Below are 14,160 nucleotides of genomic sequence, written 5' to 3'. Positions count from 1 at the left end.
GGCATCACCCGGCGACGAGTCGCGCGACCGCCTCTGCGACCGACACGGCGTCACGATCGCCACTGCGACGGTCCCACAGCTCGACCTGGCCGTCGGCGGCACCGCGGCCGACGATCACGATCTTCGGCACGCCGACCAGTTCGGCATCGCCGAACTTCACGCCGGGCGACACCTTGGGACGATCGTCGTAGAGCACGTCGAGGCCCGCCGATTCGAGCTGCGCCGAGATCTCCTCGGCGACGTCGAACGCGACCTGGTCACGACCGGCCGCGACGACCTGCACGTCGAACGGCGCGACGGATGCCGGCCAGATCAGCCCCTTGTCGTCGTTGTTCAGCTCGGCGATGATCGCGAGGATGCGGGTGACGCCGATGCCGTACGAACCCATCGTGACCGTGACGAGCTTGCCGTTCTCGTTCAGCACCTTGAGCCCGAGCGCCTCCGCGTACTTCCGGCCGAGCTGGAACACATGGCCGATCTCCATGCCGCGAGCGAGCTCGACCGGGCCGGAGCCGTCGGGTGCGGGGTCTCCCGCGCGCACGTTCGCGATCTCGACGATGCCGTCTGCAGTGAAGTCGCGTCCCGCGACGACCGAATGCGCGTGCTTCTCGTCGATGTTCGCGCCGGTGATCCACCTCGTGCCCTCGCTGACGCGGGGGTCCACGAGGTAGCGGATGTCGGTGGCGGACTCCTCGCCGAGGATCGCACCGGTCGCGGACCAGGGGCCGATGTACCCCTTCACGAGCAGCGGATGCTTTGCGAAGTCCTCGGGTGTGGCGGTCTCGACCTCTGCCGGAGCGAAGGCGACCTCGGCGCGCTTCTGGTCGACCTCGCGGTCGCCGGGGATGCCGACCACGACCAGCTCACGCGAGCCGTCGAGGTGGGTCAGCGCGAGCACGACGTTCTTGAGGGTGTCGGCTGCCGTGTACTCGCCGTCGAGCACTGCGTTCGCGTGCGCGACAAGTGTCTCGATGGTCGGAGTGTCCGGTGAGTCGAACACGACGGGCTGCGCGTCGGCGTCGAAGGGGATCGCGTCGGGGACGGCGGTGGTGAATGCCTCGACGTTCGCGGCGTATCCGCCTGCGCTGCGCACGAAGGTGTCTTCGCCGACCGGCGTCGGGTGCAGGAACTCCTCGCTGCGCGAGCCGCCCATTGCGCCGGCATCCGCCTGCACGATGACGTACTCGAGTCCGAGCCGCTGGAAGATGCGCTCATACGCATCACGCTGGGCCTGATAGCTCGCGTCGAGTCCCTCGTCGGACGCGTCGAACGAGTACGCGTCCTTCATCGTGAACTCGCGGCCGCGGAGCAGGCCTGCGCGAGGCCGCGCCTCGTCGCGGTATTTGTCCTGGATCTGGTAGATCGTGAGGGGCAGGTCCTTGTACGAGGAGTACAGGTCCTTCACGAGCAGTGTGAACGCCTCTTCGTGGGTCGGCGCGAGCAGGTAGTCCCCGCCCTTGCGGTCCTGCAGGCGGAACAGCAGATCGCCGTACTCCTCCCACCGGCCCGTCGCCTCATAGGCCTCGCGCGGCATCAGAGCCGGGAAGTGCACCTCCTGGGCACCCGCCGAGCCCATCTCCTCACGGACGACGGTCTCGATCTTCGACTTCACGCGAAGCCCGAGCGGCAGCCAGGCGAAGATGCCGGCAGCCTGCGGTCGGATGTACCCGGCGCGGATCAGCAGCCGGTGGCTGGCGACCTCGGCACCTGCGGGGTCTTCACGGAGCGTACGGAGGAAGAAATTCGAAAGACGAGTGACCACGGAGCAAGTCTACTGATCCGCGGTCACTCGTCTCGGTCGACGCTCGTCAGTTGAGCGCGGGAAGTCCGGACGGCACCACGCCACCCTTGTACAGGCTCGCGGCGAGCTCCTGGAGTGCGGTCAGCGCGACGCGCTGCGGGAGCGGACCGTAGGAGATGCGTGCGACGCCGATCTTCTCGTACTCGGATGCCGCGAGCGCACCGGGAACACCGATGACGCTCACCTTGCGCTCGCCGATGCCCTCGACGAGCTGACGTGTGATGCTCGCGTCGAGCAGCCCCGGGACGAAGACCGCGGTCGCGCCGGCGTCGATGTAGGCACGGCCTCGGTGGATCGCGTCGGCGACGCTCTCCTGGGCAGAGCGTCCGCCGGCACGCACGAAGGCGTCGGTGCGGGCGTTGAGGGCGAAGGGCACGCCCTCCGCCTCTGCAGCCTTCACGATCGCCTCGACGGCGGCGACGGACTCGTCGAAGGGCTTGAGGCGGTCCTCGACGTTGGCGCCGACGACTCCGGCGGCGATCGCGAGTCGGGTGGTCTCCCCCGCGTCGCCGTATCCGTCATCCAGGTCGGCGGTGACCGGCACGCTCACTGATGCCGCGATGCGTCCGACCATGTCGAGCATCAGGTCGCGGGGGATGGAGCCGTCGTCGTAGCCGAACGAGGCGGCGATGCCGTGTCCTGCGGTTGCGATGGCATGCGTTTCGGGAAGCGTGGCGACGGCGCGAGCCGACACCACATCCCACACGTTGACGACGCGGAGGATCTCCGGAGCGTCATAGAGTCCGATCAGAGTCTGGGCCTTGGCAGCTGGAGTGGTCATGCCACCACGCTAACGCGGGTGATCGACATCGGGGCCGGTGCGAGCGAGATAGCTCCCGGCTCGACGAGGTTGCGATATACCGGTTTGTCCGGTTGATCTGGGGTTTGCATGTCGGTGGTCCATGGTTGGCTGCGGGTATGGCGGCGATGGCGGATGCGACGATCGAGCAGGTGGAAGCACTCGGTGCGCTCACCGCGATGCTCGTCGACGTCGAACGCACACTCAGCAGCATCCAGGCGATCCGCGAAGGGATCCTCGCCCACGGATCCTCAAACACCACACACCCTGGCACGTCCAACCCCACCACGACGGCCACGACACCTGGACCAGCCCCACCGGCACCGACACACCACCACCCCAACACACCATCACCTTCACCTTCACCCACGAGCGCGCCTTCATCGAAGAAGACATCCGCTCCGAGACACCGGTCGGTGCACCATTCTGATTCGGCGTCGCTCACGGACCGGCACACTTCGTTCGAAGACCTGCCGCTGTGCCTTCCTGAGCGCTGCTGCTGATGTCTCGACCTAGGGTGGGGACATGCCTCAGCGCCGATCGCACGTCGCCCCGTCAGCCGCGCAGACCGAGCTCGCCACAGCGCTCGCAGTGCTGCGTGAATCATTGGATGCCCCAGTGGAGTTCCCGGCCGGGGTCATCGCGGAGGCGGAGGCAACGACCGTCGTCACGCCCGACCTCGACCTGCGCGACGTGCCGTTCGCGACGCTGGATCCCGAGGGATCGCGTGACCTGGACCAGGCGTTCCACCTCGAGCGTGCAGGATCGGGCTTCACGGTCCGCTACGCGATCGCCGACGTGCCCGGTTTCGTCAAGCCCGGCGGAGCCGTCGACGCAGAAGCGCGCCGCCGCGGGCAGACCCTCTACGCCGCAGACGGATCGATCCCGCTGCATCCCCGCGTGCTGAGCGAGGACCGCGCCTCGCTGCTCGCCGACGTCGATCGACCCGCGCTGGTCTGGACCTTCGCACTCGACGATTCCGGTGCAGTGTCCGAGCACCGACTTGAACGGGCACTCATCCGCTCGCGTGCGCAGCTCGACTACGTGTCAGCCCAGCAGGCGCTCGATCGCGGCGAGGACGGGCCCTGGTCGCTGCTGCCGGAGATCGGCGCCCTGCGGATCGCGCAGGAACAACAGCGCGGCGGTGCGAGCCTGAATCTGCCCAGTGAAGAGATCGTCCAGGCCGACGACGGAAGCTACGCGATCGAGCGGCGGCATCCGCTCCCGATCGAGGAGTGGAACGCACAGCTCTCCCTGATGACCGGCATGGCCGCGGCAGAGGTGATGCTCGACGCCCGCGTCGGCGTGCTCCGCACGATGCCCCAACCCGATGAGGCCTCATTCGACGCGTTCCGCCACCAGACCGAGGCGCTCGGACGACCGTGGACCTCCGGACGCTACGGTAACTACCTCCGGCAGCTCGACCGCGCGGATCCGATGACCCTGCCGGTGCTCGAGGCCGCGGCGATGCTGTTCCGAGGCGCCGGCTACGTCGTGTTCGACGGCACCGCACCGACGGATGCCGAACAGGCCGCGATCGGCGCACCCTACGCCCACGCGACCGCTCCCCTGCGCCGCCTGGTCGACCGCTGGTCCCTCGCGATCTGCCTCGCCGCATCCAACGGCGAAGCAGCTCCGGCCTGGGCACGCGAGTCCCTCGCCGAGCTGCCCACCCTGATGCAGGAATCCGGCCAGCGCGCCTCTCGACTCAACTCCGCGACGATCAATGCGGTCGAGGCGGCACTCCTCACCCCACTCGTCGGCTCGGTCGTGAATGCGACCGTCATCGAGCTGCGCGGAGAGCGCGCCTCGATCCAGATCGCAGACCCCGCTGTGACCGCGACCGCGCCGATCCCCGCCGGCGCCAAGCCCGGCGACGTGGTCGCGCTGCGCGTGGTGCGCGCGGACATCGCACGCGGTGAGGTCGAGTTCGCGCTCTGAGGGATCACCGGCGGAGCGAGCGCCGCCGCGCAAGCGCGAGCAATCAGGCCGCAGGCACGACCGTGGTCGTCATCACGAGCAGCTGCGGATCGCTCAGATCGAGCGCGACCGAGATCGAGGCGAACTCCGCGAGGGATGCAACGTGCGTGCCGCCGCACAGGATGACGGCCTCACCCTCCGGCAGCTCGCAGCGCCAGCGACGACGGTCGACGATCGTCGGCCCCTCCGTCACGATGCGGCTGGATGCGGCTGATGCCACCCACGCCGCGAGCTGCGCGTTGATGCTGCCCTCGCGATCGGCGAGCGTCGCGGCGAACGTCTCGGTGTCGAACCCCGCACGACGCAGGCTCTTCCCGAGCCGGTATTCGTCGACGCTGCCGTCGTCGTGGATGCGACTCGACTGGTTCGCCCGCCCCTCGAAGTCCGGGTTGCCGAGTGCATCCGCCCCCGGGTCCTTGCGCCACAGATCTGCGACGGCGAGGTCGAGCGCCAGCGAAGCGAGGTGGCATGCGGTGTGACCGCGACTGAGCCCCGCTCGATGCGCGGCATCCACCTCGAGGCGCACAGATGCGCCGTCGACGAATCCTGCAGCAGCCTCACCGTCGAGCAGATGCCCGACCAGCCAGGTCCAGCCCTCGGCACCGCGCTTGACCGGGATGTCGACGCCGACTGCGAACTCGCCCTCCTCGCTGACGGCTGCCATGAGCGCCTCGGCGACGACGACTCGTTCATCGCCGATCGCGATCGTCCCGGAGTCGCCGGGCTGGTCCGGCCAGGTGTGATCCACCGGATGGAACGGCGTCGCGTCGGTGACCACGACGGTACCGACCGGCGATGCCTCGACCCGGGTGACGACGGCCTCGCCTGACGTGGAGCCATCGGCGAAGGAGACGAGCGTGGCAGACATGGTTCTCCTCAGGAGGACGCACCGGAGACGACCGGTGCGATCGGGGTCAGACGATACAGGTCGAACGCTGCCGCTCAACCGGTGTCGGCCGGACGATCTCGGTCAGACGGTGATGACCTGGGCGGTGCCGACGGATGCGTCCGGCCCCATCTCGGCGGCGATGCGGTTCGCCTCTTCGATCAGCGTCGCGACGATCTCGGCCTCGGGGACGGTCTTGATGACCTCGCCCTTGACGAAGATCTGGCCCTTGCCGTTGCCGGAGGCGACACCGAGGTCGGCCTCACGAGCCTCGCCGGGTCCGTTCACGACGCAGCCCATCACCGCGACGCGCAACGGCACGGTCATGTCCTTGAGACCCTCGGTCACGTCTTCGGCCAGCGTGTACACGTCGACCTGCGCGCGACCGCACGACGGGCACGACACGATCTCGAGCTTGCGCTCACGCAGGTTCAGCGACTGCAGGATCTGGTGCCCGACCTTGACCTCTTCGGCTGGCGGCGCGGAGAGCGACACGCGAATGGTGTCGCCGATGCCCTCGCCGAGCAGGATGCCGAAGGCGGTCGCGCTCTTGATCGTGCCCTGGAACGCCGGGCCGGCCTCGGTGACGCCGAGGTGCAGGGGCCAGTCGCCGCGTTCGGCCAGCTGACGGTAGGCCTTCACCATGACGATCGGGTCGTTGTGCTTGACCGAGATCTTGAAGTCGTGGAAGTCGTGCTCCTCGAACAGCGATGCCTCCCAGACGGCGCTCTCGACGAGCGCCTCTGCGGTGGCCTTGCCGTGCTTCTCGAGGATGCGGCGGTCGAGCGATCCTGCGTTCACACCGATGCGGAGCGAGACGCCGGCGGCCTTCGCGGCCTCGGCGATCTTGCCGACGTTGCCGTCGAACTCGCGGATGTTGCCGGGGTTCACTCGGACGGCACCACAGCCGGCGTCGATCGCGGTGTAGATGTACCGCGGCTGGAAGTGGATGTCTGCGATCACCGGGATCTGGCTCTTCATCGCGATGATCTTGAGCGCGTCGGCGTCGTCCTGGTGCGGGACGGCGACGCGGACGATCTCGCAGCCGGAGGCCGTGAGTTCGGCGATCTGCTGCAGCGTCCCGTTGATATCGGTGGTCTTCGTCGTCGTCATCGACTGCACGCTGACGGGAGCGTTGCCGCCGACGAGCACCTTGCCCACCTTGATCTGGCGAGACTTCCGGCGCGGGGCGAGGACTTCGGGGATCTTCGGCATCCCGAGATTGACTGCTGGCACACCTCGATTCTACGTCGCCTGGATGCACGGAGGCTGGATGCCGGGCGGTCGGCGCGGGCCGTCATGCGCCGTGGGCGAACGCCGCCGGTGTGGTAGTTTCGGCCCATGCTCGCGAACTTCACCTGGTGGCCCGCCTCCTAGGCGGTGTGTTCGCGTTCCCACGAATCCAGACCGCCTCCGGGGCGGTCTTTTCGTTGAGCCGAGCCGGAGCCCTGCACAGGAGACATCGATGACCCCCTCACGACTCGCCGAGCTCAGCCATGACCCGGACGCCTCGTTCGTCCTGATCGCACGCGACGGCGCGGACACCGTCGAGCTGCTCACCGGCGATGTCGTCGACGTCGACCTGCTCGCCGACATCCCACTGACGATCGACGGAACCGCGCGCGAGGTCTTCTCCCTCGTCCCCTACCGCCAGGTACGCGAACGCGGTTTCGTGGCGCAGGACGACGGCGCACCGCTGCGCTGCCTGGTCGTCGACGAGCACCTGCATCTGCCGACCGCCGAACTGCTCGCGGAGCTGCCGACAGCACCCGTGCCCCTCCGCGACGACGGCTTCGACATCGCCGACGAGGACTACGCCGCGATCGTCGAGACCGTGATCGCCGACGAGATCGGCCGTGGCGAGGGCGCGAACTTCGTGATCCGCCGCGACTTCACCGCGAACATCGACGTCGACGACCGCACCGCCGCACTCACGTGGTTCCGAGCGCTGCTGACGCACGAGCGCGGCGCGTACTGGACCTTCGCGGTCTTCACGCCCGGCCACATCGCCGTCGGCGCGAGCCCGGAGGCGCACGTCGTGGCACGCGAAGGCGTCGTCACGATGAACCCGATCTCCGGCACCTTCCGGCACCCCGCCGGCGGATCGACGCGCGAGACGCTGGTCGACTTCCTCTCCTCCACCAAGGAGACCGAGGAACTCTTCATGGTGGTCGATGAGGAGCTCAAGATGATGAGCGCGGTGTGCTCCGACGGCGGACGCATCACCGGCCCGCATCTGAAGGAGATGTCGCGGCTGACCCACACCGAGTACATGCTCCGAGGCCGCAGCAAGCTCGATCCGCGCGACATCCTGCGGGAGACGATGTTCGCCCCGACCGTGACCGGCTCGCCGATGCAGAACGCCTGCGCCGTCATCCGACGTCACGAGCGCGAGCCTCGCGGCTACTACTCCGGCGTCGCCGCACTGTTCACTCCGAACGCCGACGGCGGCCACGACCTGGACGCCCCGATCCTCATCCGCACGGTGTACCTCCAGGACGGCGCGCTGCGCGTGCCGGTCGGCGCCACGCTCGTGCGGCACTCCGACCCGCACGGCGAGGTCAGCGAGACGCACGGGAAGGCAGCCGGCGTGCTCGGCGCCATCGGGGCGATCGATCGTGACCGCGCCGCCGAGGCCCGCAGTGAAGCGGATGACGCGGATGCACCGGGGGCCGCACGCAGCCTCGCAGACGACCCGGTGGTCGCCGAGCTGCTCGCATCGCGCAACTCCCGGCTGGCCGAGTTCTGGCTCAACCCGCAGGGCGACGACGACGCCGGCCGATTCGCCGGACGCACCGCCGTGGTCATCGATGCCGAAGACCGGTTCACGACCATGCTGGCGCACCAGCTGCGCCACCTCGGTCTCGCAGTCTCGATCGTCGCGTGGGACGCGGCGACGGATGCCGAACTGGATGCCGCCGACCTCGTCGTGACCGGCCCGGGACCCGGCGACCCGCGTGATGCCGAGAACCCACGCATCGCCCGCATGCGCGAGGCCGTCGGGCGGCGCCTGGACGCCGACGCACCGCTGCTGGCGGTGTGCCTGAGCCATCAGATCCTCGCCGACCGACTCGGCATCGCGCTCACGCCGCTGGACGCTCCGCACCAGGGCCTGCAGAAGTCCGTTCCGGTGTTCGGCGAGGACGCCTCGATCGGCTTCTACAACACGTTCACTGCCCGCGTCGTACCGGGGACCACCGTCCTCGAGAACGTCGAGATCTCCGCGGATCCGCTCACGGGTGACGTCTACGCGCTCCGCGGCGAGCACTTCGCCTCGGTCCAGGGCCACCTCGAGTCGATCCTGTCGCGAGACGGCATCCGCACCCTCGAGCGGCTCGTCGAGCACGCGCTGCGCTGAGTTCGGGTCGACCCGGGCTGCGCCGCTTCGAGCTGAACCCACCCGGGGCACTCGTGCTCAGTTGAGCGCGAGACGTGCGTTCAGCCGAGGATGTCGATCGGCTTGAACAGGTCGGCGATGATCAGCAGCGCGCCCATCGCGATCAGCAGCGTCGCGACGACCACCGTCAGCGGCACAAGACGCGTGGCGTCGACCGGCGCGGGCGGCGGACGACGGAACAGCTTGGCCCAGCCGCGCTTGATCCCCTCCCACAGCGCGACCACGATGTGACCGCCGTCGAGCGGCAGCAGCGGGATCAGGTTGAAGACGAACAGGGCGATGTTCAGCGAACCCAACAGGCCGAGCAGCACCGAGATCCGGTTCAGCACCGGCGCCTCGGTCGCCGCGACCTCGCCGGCGAGCCGGCCGACGCCGACGACGCTGAGCGGGCCGTTCGGGTCGCGCTCCCCACCGGTGACGAGGGCGACGCCGACGTCCCACAGGCGCACCGGCAACGTCACGATGAGCGTCCCGACCCTGGCGACGGTGTCGCCGGTCATCTCGACGCCGGCGGTCAGCGGCTGCGGGACGAATCCCATCTGCGACGCCATGCCGACGTAGCCGACCTTCTTCACGATCTCCGCGCCGGTGTCGTCCAGCAGCGGCTGTCCGCTGGCATCCGTCAGCGTCCGTTCCGCCGAGATCGGCGTGATGCGCAGGGTCTGCTGCGCGCCGTCGCGCTCGACGACGACATCGAGCGACTGACCGGGAGACGCCTGCACGATCGAGGTGGCCTCGGCGAAGGTCGAGACCGGGGTGCCGTCGATCGACACCAGCACGTCGCCCGGCATGATGCCGGCTTCTGCTGCCGGCGTCGCCTGATCCCCGGGCTGGCACTCGGTCTGAGTGGAACCGGCGGGGACGACGCACTCGTTGACCGAGGCGATCGTGGTGGTGCCCTGCTGCATCCCGATGCCGGAGAGCAGCACGGTGAAGATGACGACGGCCAGGACGAGGTTCATGAACGGTCCGCCCAGCATGACGATCACGCGCTTCCAGACCGGCAGCCGGTAGAAGACCCGGTCCTCGGCGCCCGCAGCGATCGTCTCGTCATTGGCCGAGCGAGCGTCCTGGATCAGCGCACGGAAGACGCCCTTGGCAGGCCCCGCGGTGGACGAGGCCGGGTACATGCCCGACATCGAGATGAATCCGCCGACGGGCAGCAGTTTGAAGCCGTACTCGGTCTCGCCGATCTTCTTCGACCAGAGACGTGGTCCGAACCCGATCATGTACTGGCCGACGCGCACGCCGAAGAGCTTCGCGGGAACGAGGTGGCCGACCTCGTGCAGACCGATCGACAATCCGAGGCCGATCAGCATGAAGAGGATGCCGGCCAGATAGAGGAGGATTTCCACCTGCTCACGGTACAGGGCTGGATCTAGGAATCCGCCCACACGGGCCGCGGCTCGCCGCTGATCCGGGTCGCGCCGAAGACGAATCCCGGCTGCGCCATGAGATCATTGACGCGACATGTCGATTGAACAACAACCGAGCCTGCCTCCCGTGCTCCGCCCCGCGAACCCGCCCCGGCGTGAGCTGTCCGAACTCGCTTCTCGATTCGCCCGCACTGTGCGCGGCGATGTGGACGGCGTCGTCGTCTCCGGCATCACGCTGGCGACTGCCGATCTCCGTGCTGGGGAGGCGTTCGTCGCGATCCGGGGGGTGAATCGTCACGGAGCCGAGTTCTCGGCGGCCGCCGCCGCGAAGGGCGCGGTCGCGATCATCACCGACGAGGCCGGTGCGACCATCGCCGAGACGGTCGGCCTGCCGATCCTCGTGGTCGACGACCCGCGCAGCGTGCTCGGCGACCTGAGCGCCTGGGTGTACGGCACCGAGGCCGGAGACCCGCTCCCGCTGCTGTTCGCGACGACCGGCACCAATGGCAAGACCAGCGTCTCGCATCTGCTCGAGGGCATCCTCGAGCAACTCGGCGTCGTCGCCGGACTGTCATCGACAGCCGAACGGCACATCGCAGGCGACGTCATCGTCTCACGGCTCACCACGCCGGAAGCATCAGAGATGCACGCCCTCCTGGCACTCATGCGCGAGCGTCACGTCGAAGCTGTCGCCGTCGAGGTCAGCGCGCAGGCGCTCTCCCGGCATCGCGTCGACGGCCTCGTGTTCGACGTCGCCGGCTTCACGAACCTCAGTCACGACCACCTCGACGACTACGCGGACATGGAGGAGTACTTCGAGGCGAAGCTGCCGCTGTTCCGTCCCGACCGGGCACGCCGCGCGGTCATCTGCCTCGATTCGCCGTCGGGCGCCATTGTGGTCGAGCGCGCCGAGATCCCCACGGTCACGGTGGGAACGCCGTCGATCGCTGCGGATCCGGATGCCGCTGCAACGGCCGACTGGGTCGTCGTGATCGACGACGAGCGCGCCTCCGGCACCACGTTCACGATGACCGGTCCGGCCGGCTCGCTGACGACCACCGTCCCGGTGATCGGACCGCATATGGCCGCGAACGCCGCACTGGCGATCGTGATGCTGCTCGAGGGCGGCTACGCCTGGGATCGGATCGTCACGGCACTCGAGCGCGACGGCGGCATCCACGCCTACCTGCCCGGTCGCACGCAGCTGGTGTCGGGCGACAGCGGCCCCGCCGTGTTCGTGGACTTCGGCCACTCCCCCGACGCCTTCGAGAAGACTCTCGCGGCCGTTCGCCGGGTCACCCCCGGCCGAGTCGTGATGCTCTTCGGCGCAGACGGCGACCGCGACGCGAGCAAGCGCTTCGACATGGCGCGCACCGCCGTCGAGGGCAGCGACATCCTGGTCGTCACGGATCACCACCCGCGGTTCGAGAACCCGGAATCGATCAGGGCCACGCTGGTCGAAGGCGCCCGCACGGCGCGACCGGATGCCGAGATCCACGAGTACTCCCCGCCGGAGCGCGCGATCGTCGCCGCGGTGGCGCTCGTCGGCGATGGCGACGCGATCCTCTGGGCAGGGCCAGGCCACCAGGACTACCGCGACATCCGTGGCGTCCGCACGCCGTACTCCGCCCGCGAGCTCGCGCGACGCGCGCTCAAGGCGGCCGGATGGCCGGTTCCCGACTCGCACTGGCCTGTGCCGTACCCCGACGAGGATTGAGCCGTACCCCCTGATTCTCGGGGCTCAGACCGCGGCGGCGATCAGACGATCAGCCTTCTCGCGCGCCCAGCGCTCGGCCTCGGCGAGTGACTCGACCGTGAGCGCGTCAGGCGGCTCGTGCGCATCGACGACCCGCGCGATCGTGTCGACGATACCGAGGAAGGGCAGACGCCCCTCGTGGAAGGCGTCGACCGCCTGCTCGTTCGCGGCGTTGTAGACGGCGGGGAAGGTCGCACCGGCGCGTCCGACCGCCTTCGCGAGGGACACAGCGGGGAACGCCGAGTGGTCGAGCGGCTCGAACGTCCATGACGTCGCCGACGTCCAGTCGATCGGCGTCCCGACGCCGCCGACGCGGTGCGGCCAATCGAGGCCCAGCGAGATCGGCAGTCGCATATCGGGCGGCGAAGCCTGGGCGATCGTCGATCCGTCGATGAACTCGACCATCGAGTGCACGACCGACTGCGGGTGCACCACCACCTCGATGTCGTCGTAGGCGACGTCGAACAGCAGATGTGCCTCGATCACCTCGAGTCCCTTGTTGACGAGCGTGGCCGAGTTCGTCGTGACCATGCGTCCCATGTCCCAGGTCGGATGCGCCAGCGCCTCGGCCGGCGTCACCGATGCCATCTCCTCGCGGCTGCGGCCACGGAATGGGCCACCGGACGCCGTCACGACCAGGCGTCGGACCTCGGCATGTGTGCCGCACCGCAGTGCCTGGGCGATCGCGGAGTGCTCGGAGTCCACAGGGACGATCTGATCCGGTGCGGCGGCGGCCTGCACCAGGCCACCGCCGACGATCAGCGACTCCTTGTTCGCGAGCGCCAGCGTCCGCCCGGCCTTCAGCGCTGCGAGCGTCGAACCGAGTCCGATCGAACCGGTGATCGCGTTGAGCACGACATCCGCCTCGACGTCGCGGACCAGCTGCTCAGCCTCATCAGCTCCCAGCGCCGTGTGCTCGACCTGGAACTGCTCGGCCTGCGACGCCATCATCTCGGCGTTCGTGCCGGCCGCGAGGCCGACGAGTTCGAAGCGCCTCGGGTTCGCCCGGATCACATCCAGCGCCTGTGTGCCGATGGAACCGGTGGAGCCGAGGACGATGATGCGACGCATGCCGCCAGCCTATGTCACGCCGCTGTTCGTGCTGCTGGAGCCTCGCTTACTGCTGGACGGGAGTCGTCGCGAGGATGTCGACCACGAAGACGAGGCTCTCCTTCTGGAGCTCGTTGCCCTCGGACGCGCCGTAGCCATCGGCCGGCGGCATCTCCACGATCACCTGGCTGCCGACCTTCTGCCCCTCGAGCGCGGTGCGGAAGCCGGTCACGACGCCGGTCGTCTGGAACTGCGCGGGAACGGCGTCCCGACCCCAGCTGGAGTCGAACTCCTTGCCGTCGGACCACTTCACACCGAGATACTGCACGACGACGAGGTCACCGGGCGCAACCGTCGCGCCGTCGCCCTGCTTCAGGACGGCGACCTTGGTCTCGGTGGGCTCATCGGAATCCGGGATCGTGATGGTCGGGGCGCCCTTGTCGTCGAGCTTGACGGTCGGCATGCCGGGCGTCGGGTCGACCGGGGTGCCGGTGGCGACCTCAGGGAGGTGCTCGACGGCTTCGGCGTACACGATGACGTTGCTCGCCCCGTCACCGAGCACGCTGCTCGGCAGCGCCAGGGCGATCTTCGAGCCGACGGGCTCGCACTCGAGCGCGGCGACGAAGAGCGAGGACTGGTTCGTGTCGAGCAGCACCGGGAGGAGCCCATTCTCGCCCCGGGCGGAGGAGTCGAGCACCTCGCCGCTCGCAGCATCCACGATCTGGTAGCGAACCGACACGAGGTCGTTCACGAAGATCTTCTCGCCATCGCCGGGCGTCACGACCGTGCGCTCGACACCGGCGAACGCCGCATCCGCCGGAACGGTGACCTTGGCATCCGCGCCTTCACCCGCGACGACGACCGAGTCGGAGGTCGCACCGGGCTGCGCGTCCAGCGCGCACTCGCTCGATGCCGTCGGCTCCGGCGTGCCCGAGCTCTCCGGCGCAGCGCCACCGGCGCAGCCTGCCAGCATCAGGGTCGCAGCGGCGACGGTGGACAGGAAGACGAGCGGACGCGTGCGCACAGTGAGACCTCAGGTTCGCGGGCAGGGCAGGACACTCCATCCTCCCCCATCCCCCTTTGCCCGCGCTGAGAGACGCGGCGCGATTCTTCAT

At 68.9% G+C, this 14,160-nt stretch carries 11 protein-coding genes; 3 read left to right on the top strand and 8 right to left on the bottom strand.

Annotated elements, in window-relative coordinates; all coding sequences use genetic code 11:
- Positions 1-4: 4 nt before the first annotated feature.
- The 3 genes from V7Z82_RS01665 to V7Z82_RS01655 are packed head-to-tail and all read right to left on the bottom strand — an operon-like array spanning position 5 to position 2,845.
- Positions 5-1,762: a proline--tRNA ligase gene (locus V7Z82_RS01665; RefSeq protein WP_334147328.1), complete on the bottom strand. Its 1,758-nt coding sequence runs from the start codon at positions 1,760-1,762 to the stop codon at positions 5-7.
- Between the two features lie 46 nt (positions 1,763-1,808).
- Positions 1,809-2,582 carry an isocitrate lyase/PEP mutase family protein gene (locus V7Z82_RS01660; RefSeq protein ID WP_334147326.1) on the bottom strand — a complete coding sequence of 258 codons (774 nt, stop codon included), beginning with the start codon at positions 2,580-2,582 and terminating at the stop codon, positions 1,809-1,811.
- Entirely contained in the window at positions 2,579-2,845 is a 267-nt protein-coding gene (locus V7Z82_RS01655; RefSeq protein WP_334147324.1) for a hypothetical protein, read from the bottom strand. Before V7Z82_RS01655 ends, V7Z82_RS01660 begins: the two co-directional genes overlap by 4 nt.
- Positions 2,846-3,125: 280 nt before the next feature.
- Between V7Z82_RS01655 and V7Z82_RS01650 the strand changes: the two genes are divergently transcribed.
- Positions 3,126-4,541: an RNB domain-containing ribonuclease gene (locus V7Z82_RS01650; protein WP_334147322.1), complete on the top strand. Its 1,416-nt coding sequence runs from the start codon at positions 3,126-3,128 to the stop codon at positions 4,539-4,541.
- A gap of 43 nt (positions 4,542-4,584) precedes the next feature.
- On the opposite strand, the gene V7Z82_RS01645 is transcribed toward V7Z82_RS01650, so the two are convergent.
- Together V7Z82_RS01645 and ispG are read right to left on the bottom strand one after the other, a co-directional pair.
- Positions 4,585-5,448: a hypothetical protein gene (locus tag V7Z82_RS01645; protein WP_334147317.1), complete on the bottom strand. Its 864-nt coding sequence runs from the start codon at positions 5,446-5,448 to the stop codon at positions 4,585-4,587.
- A gap of 102 nt (positions 5,449-5,550) precedes the next feature.
- Positions 5,551-6,702 carry a flavodoxin-dependent (E)-4-hydroxy-3-methylbut-2-enyl-diphosphate synthase gene (gene ispG, locus V7Z82_RS01640; RefSeq protein ID WP_197072145.1) on the bottom strand — a complete coding sequence of 384 codons (1,152 nt, stop codon included), beginning with the start codon at positions 6,700-6,702 and terminating at the stop codon, positions 5,551-5,553.
- A 229-nt stretch (positions 6,703-6,931) separates the two neighbouring features.
- Between ispG and V7Z82_RS01635 the strand changes: the two genes are divergently transcribed.
- Entirely contained in the window at positions 6,932-8,824 is a 1,893-nt protein-coding gene (locus tag V7Z82_RS01635; protein ID WP_334147313.1) for a chorismate-binding protein, read from the top strand.
- Positions 8,825-8,904: 80 nt separating this feature from the next.
- On the opposite strand, the gene V7Z82_RS01630 is transcribed toward V7Z82_RS01635, so the two are convergent.
- Positions 8,905-10,218: a M50 family metallopeptidase gene (locus V7Z82_RS01630; RefSeq protein WP_334147311.1), complete on the bottom strand. Its 1,314-nt coding sequence runs from the start codon at positions 10,216-10,218 to the stop codon at positions 8,905-8,907.
- Positions 10,219-10,333: 115 nt separating this feature from the next.
- Between V7Z82_RS01630 and V7Z82_RS01625 the strand changes: the two genes are divergently transcribed.
- On the top strand, positions 10,334-11,956 hold the full coding sequence (locus tag V7Z82_RS01625; RefSeq protein ID WP_334147309.1) for a Mur ligase family protein: 1,623 nt from the start codon (positions 10,334-10,336) through the stop codon (positions 11,954-11,956).
- 24 nt (positions 11,957-11,980) lie between these two features.
- On the opposite strand, the gene dxr is transcribed toward V7Z82_RS01625, so the two are convergent.
- Both dxr and V7Z82_RS01615 read right to left on the bottom strand, forming a co-directional pair.
- Positions 11,981-13,066 (bottom strand): 1-deoxy-D-xylulose-5-phosphate reductoisomerase, encoded by a 1,086-nt coding sequence (dxr, locus tag V7Z82_RS01620; protein ID WP_334147308.1) that lies wholly within the window; start codon positions 13,064-13,066, stop codon positions 11,981-11,983.
- Positions 13,067-13,112: 46 nt separating this feature from the next.
- Positions 13,113-14,069: an FKBP-type peptidyl-prolyl cis-trans isomerase gene (locus V7Z82_RS01615; RefSeq protein WP_334147306.1), complete on the bottom strand. Its 957-nt coding sequence runs from the start codon at positions 14,067-14,069 to the stop codon at positions 13,113-13,115.
- Positions 14,070-14,160 lie beyond the last annotated feature (91 nt).

This window comes from Microbacterium sp. (assembly GCF_036823965.1).
In the GTDB taxonomy this organism is placed as follows: domain Bacteria; phylum Actinomycetota; class Actinomycetes; order Actinomycetales; family Microbacteriaceae; genus Microbacterium.
Note: the sequence above shows the minus strand (reverse complement) of the source record. Positions and strands in the feature narration are given on the sequence as shown.

What these genes read in the sequence shown, in the direction of transcription:
- V7Z82_RS01660 (WP_334147326.1), bottom strand. Translation starts at nt 2,582, where the DNA reads ATGACCACTCCAGCTGCCAAGGCCCAGACTCTGATCGGACTCTATGAC.
- V7Z82_RS01650 (WP_334147322.1), top strand. Translation starts at nt 3,126, where the DNA reads ATGCCTCAGCGCCGATCGCACGTCGCCCCGTCAGCCGCGCAGACCGAG.
- V7Z82_RS01645 (WP_334147317.1), bottom strand. Translation starts at nt 5,448, where the DNA reads ATGTCTGCCACGCTCGTCTCCTTCGCCGATGGCTCCACGTCAGGCGAG.
- V7Z82_RS01635 (WP_334147313.1), top strand. Translation starts at nt 6,932, where the DNA reads ATGACCCCCTCACGACTCGCCGAGCTCAGCCATGACCCGGACGCCTCG.
- V7Z82_RS01625 (WP_334147309.1), top strand. Translation starts at nt 10,334, where the DNA reads ATGTCGATTGAACAACAACCGAGCCTGCCTCCCGTGCTCCGCCCCGCG.
- dxr (WP_334147308.1), bottom strand. Translation starts at nt 13,066, where the DNA reads ATGCGTCGCATCATCGTCCTCGGCTCCACCGGTTCCATCGGCACACAG.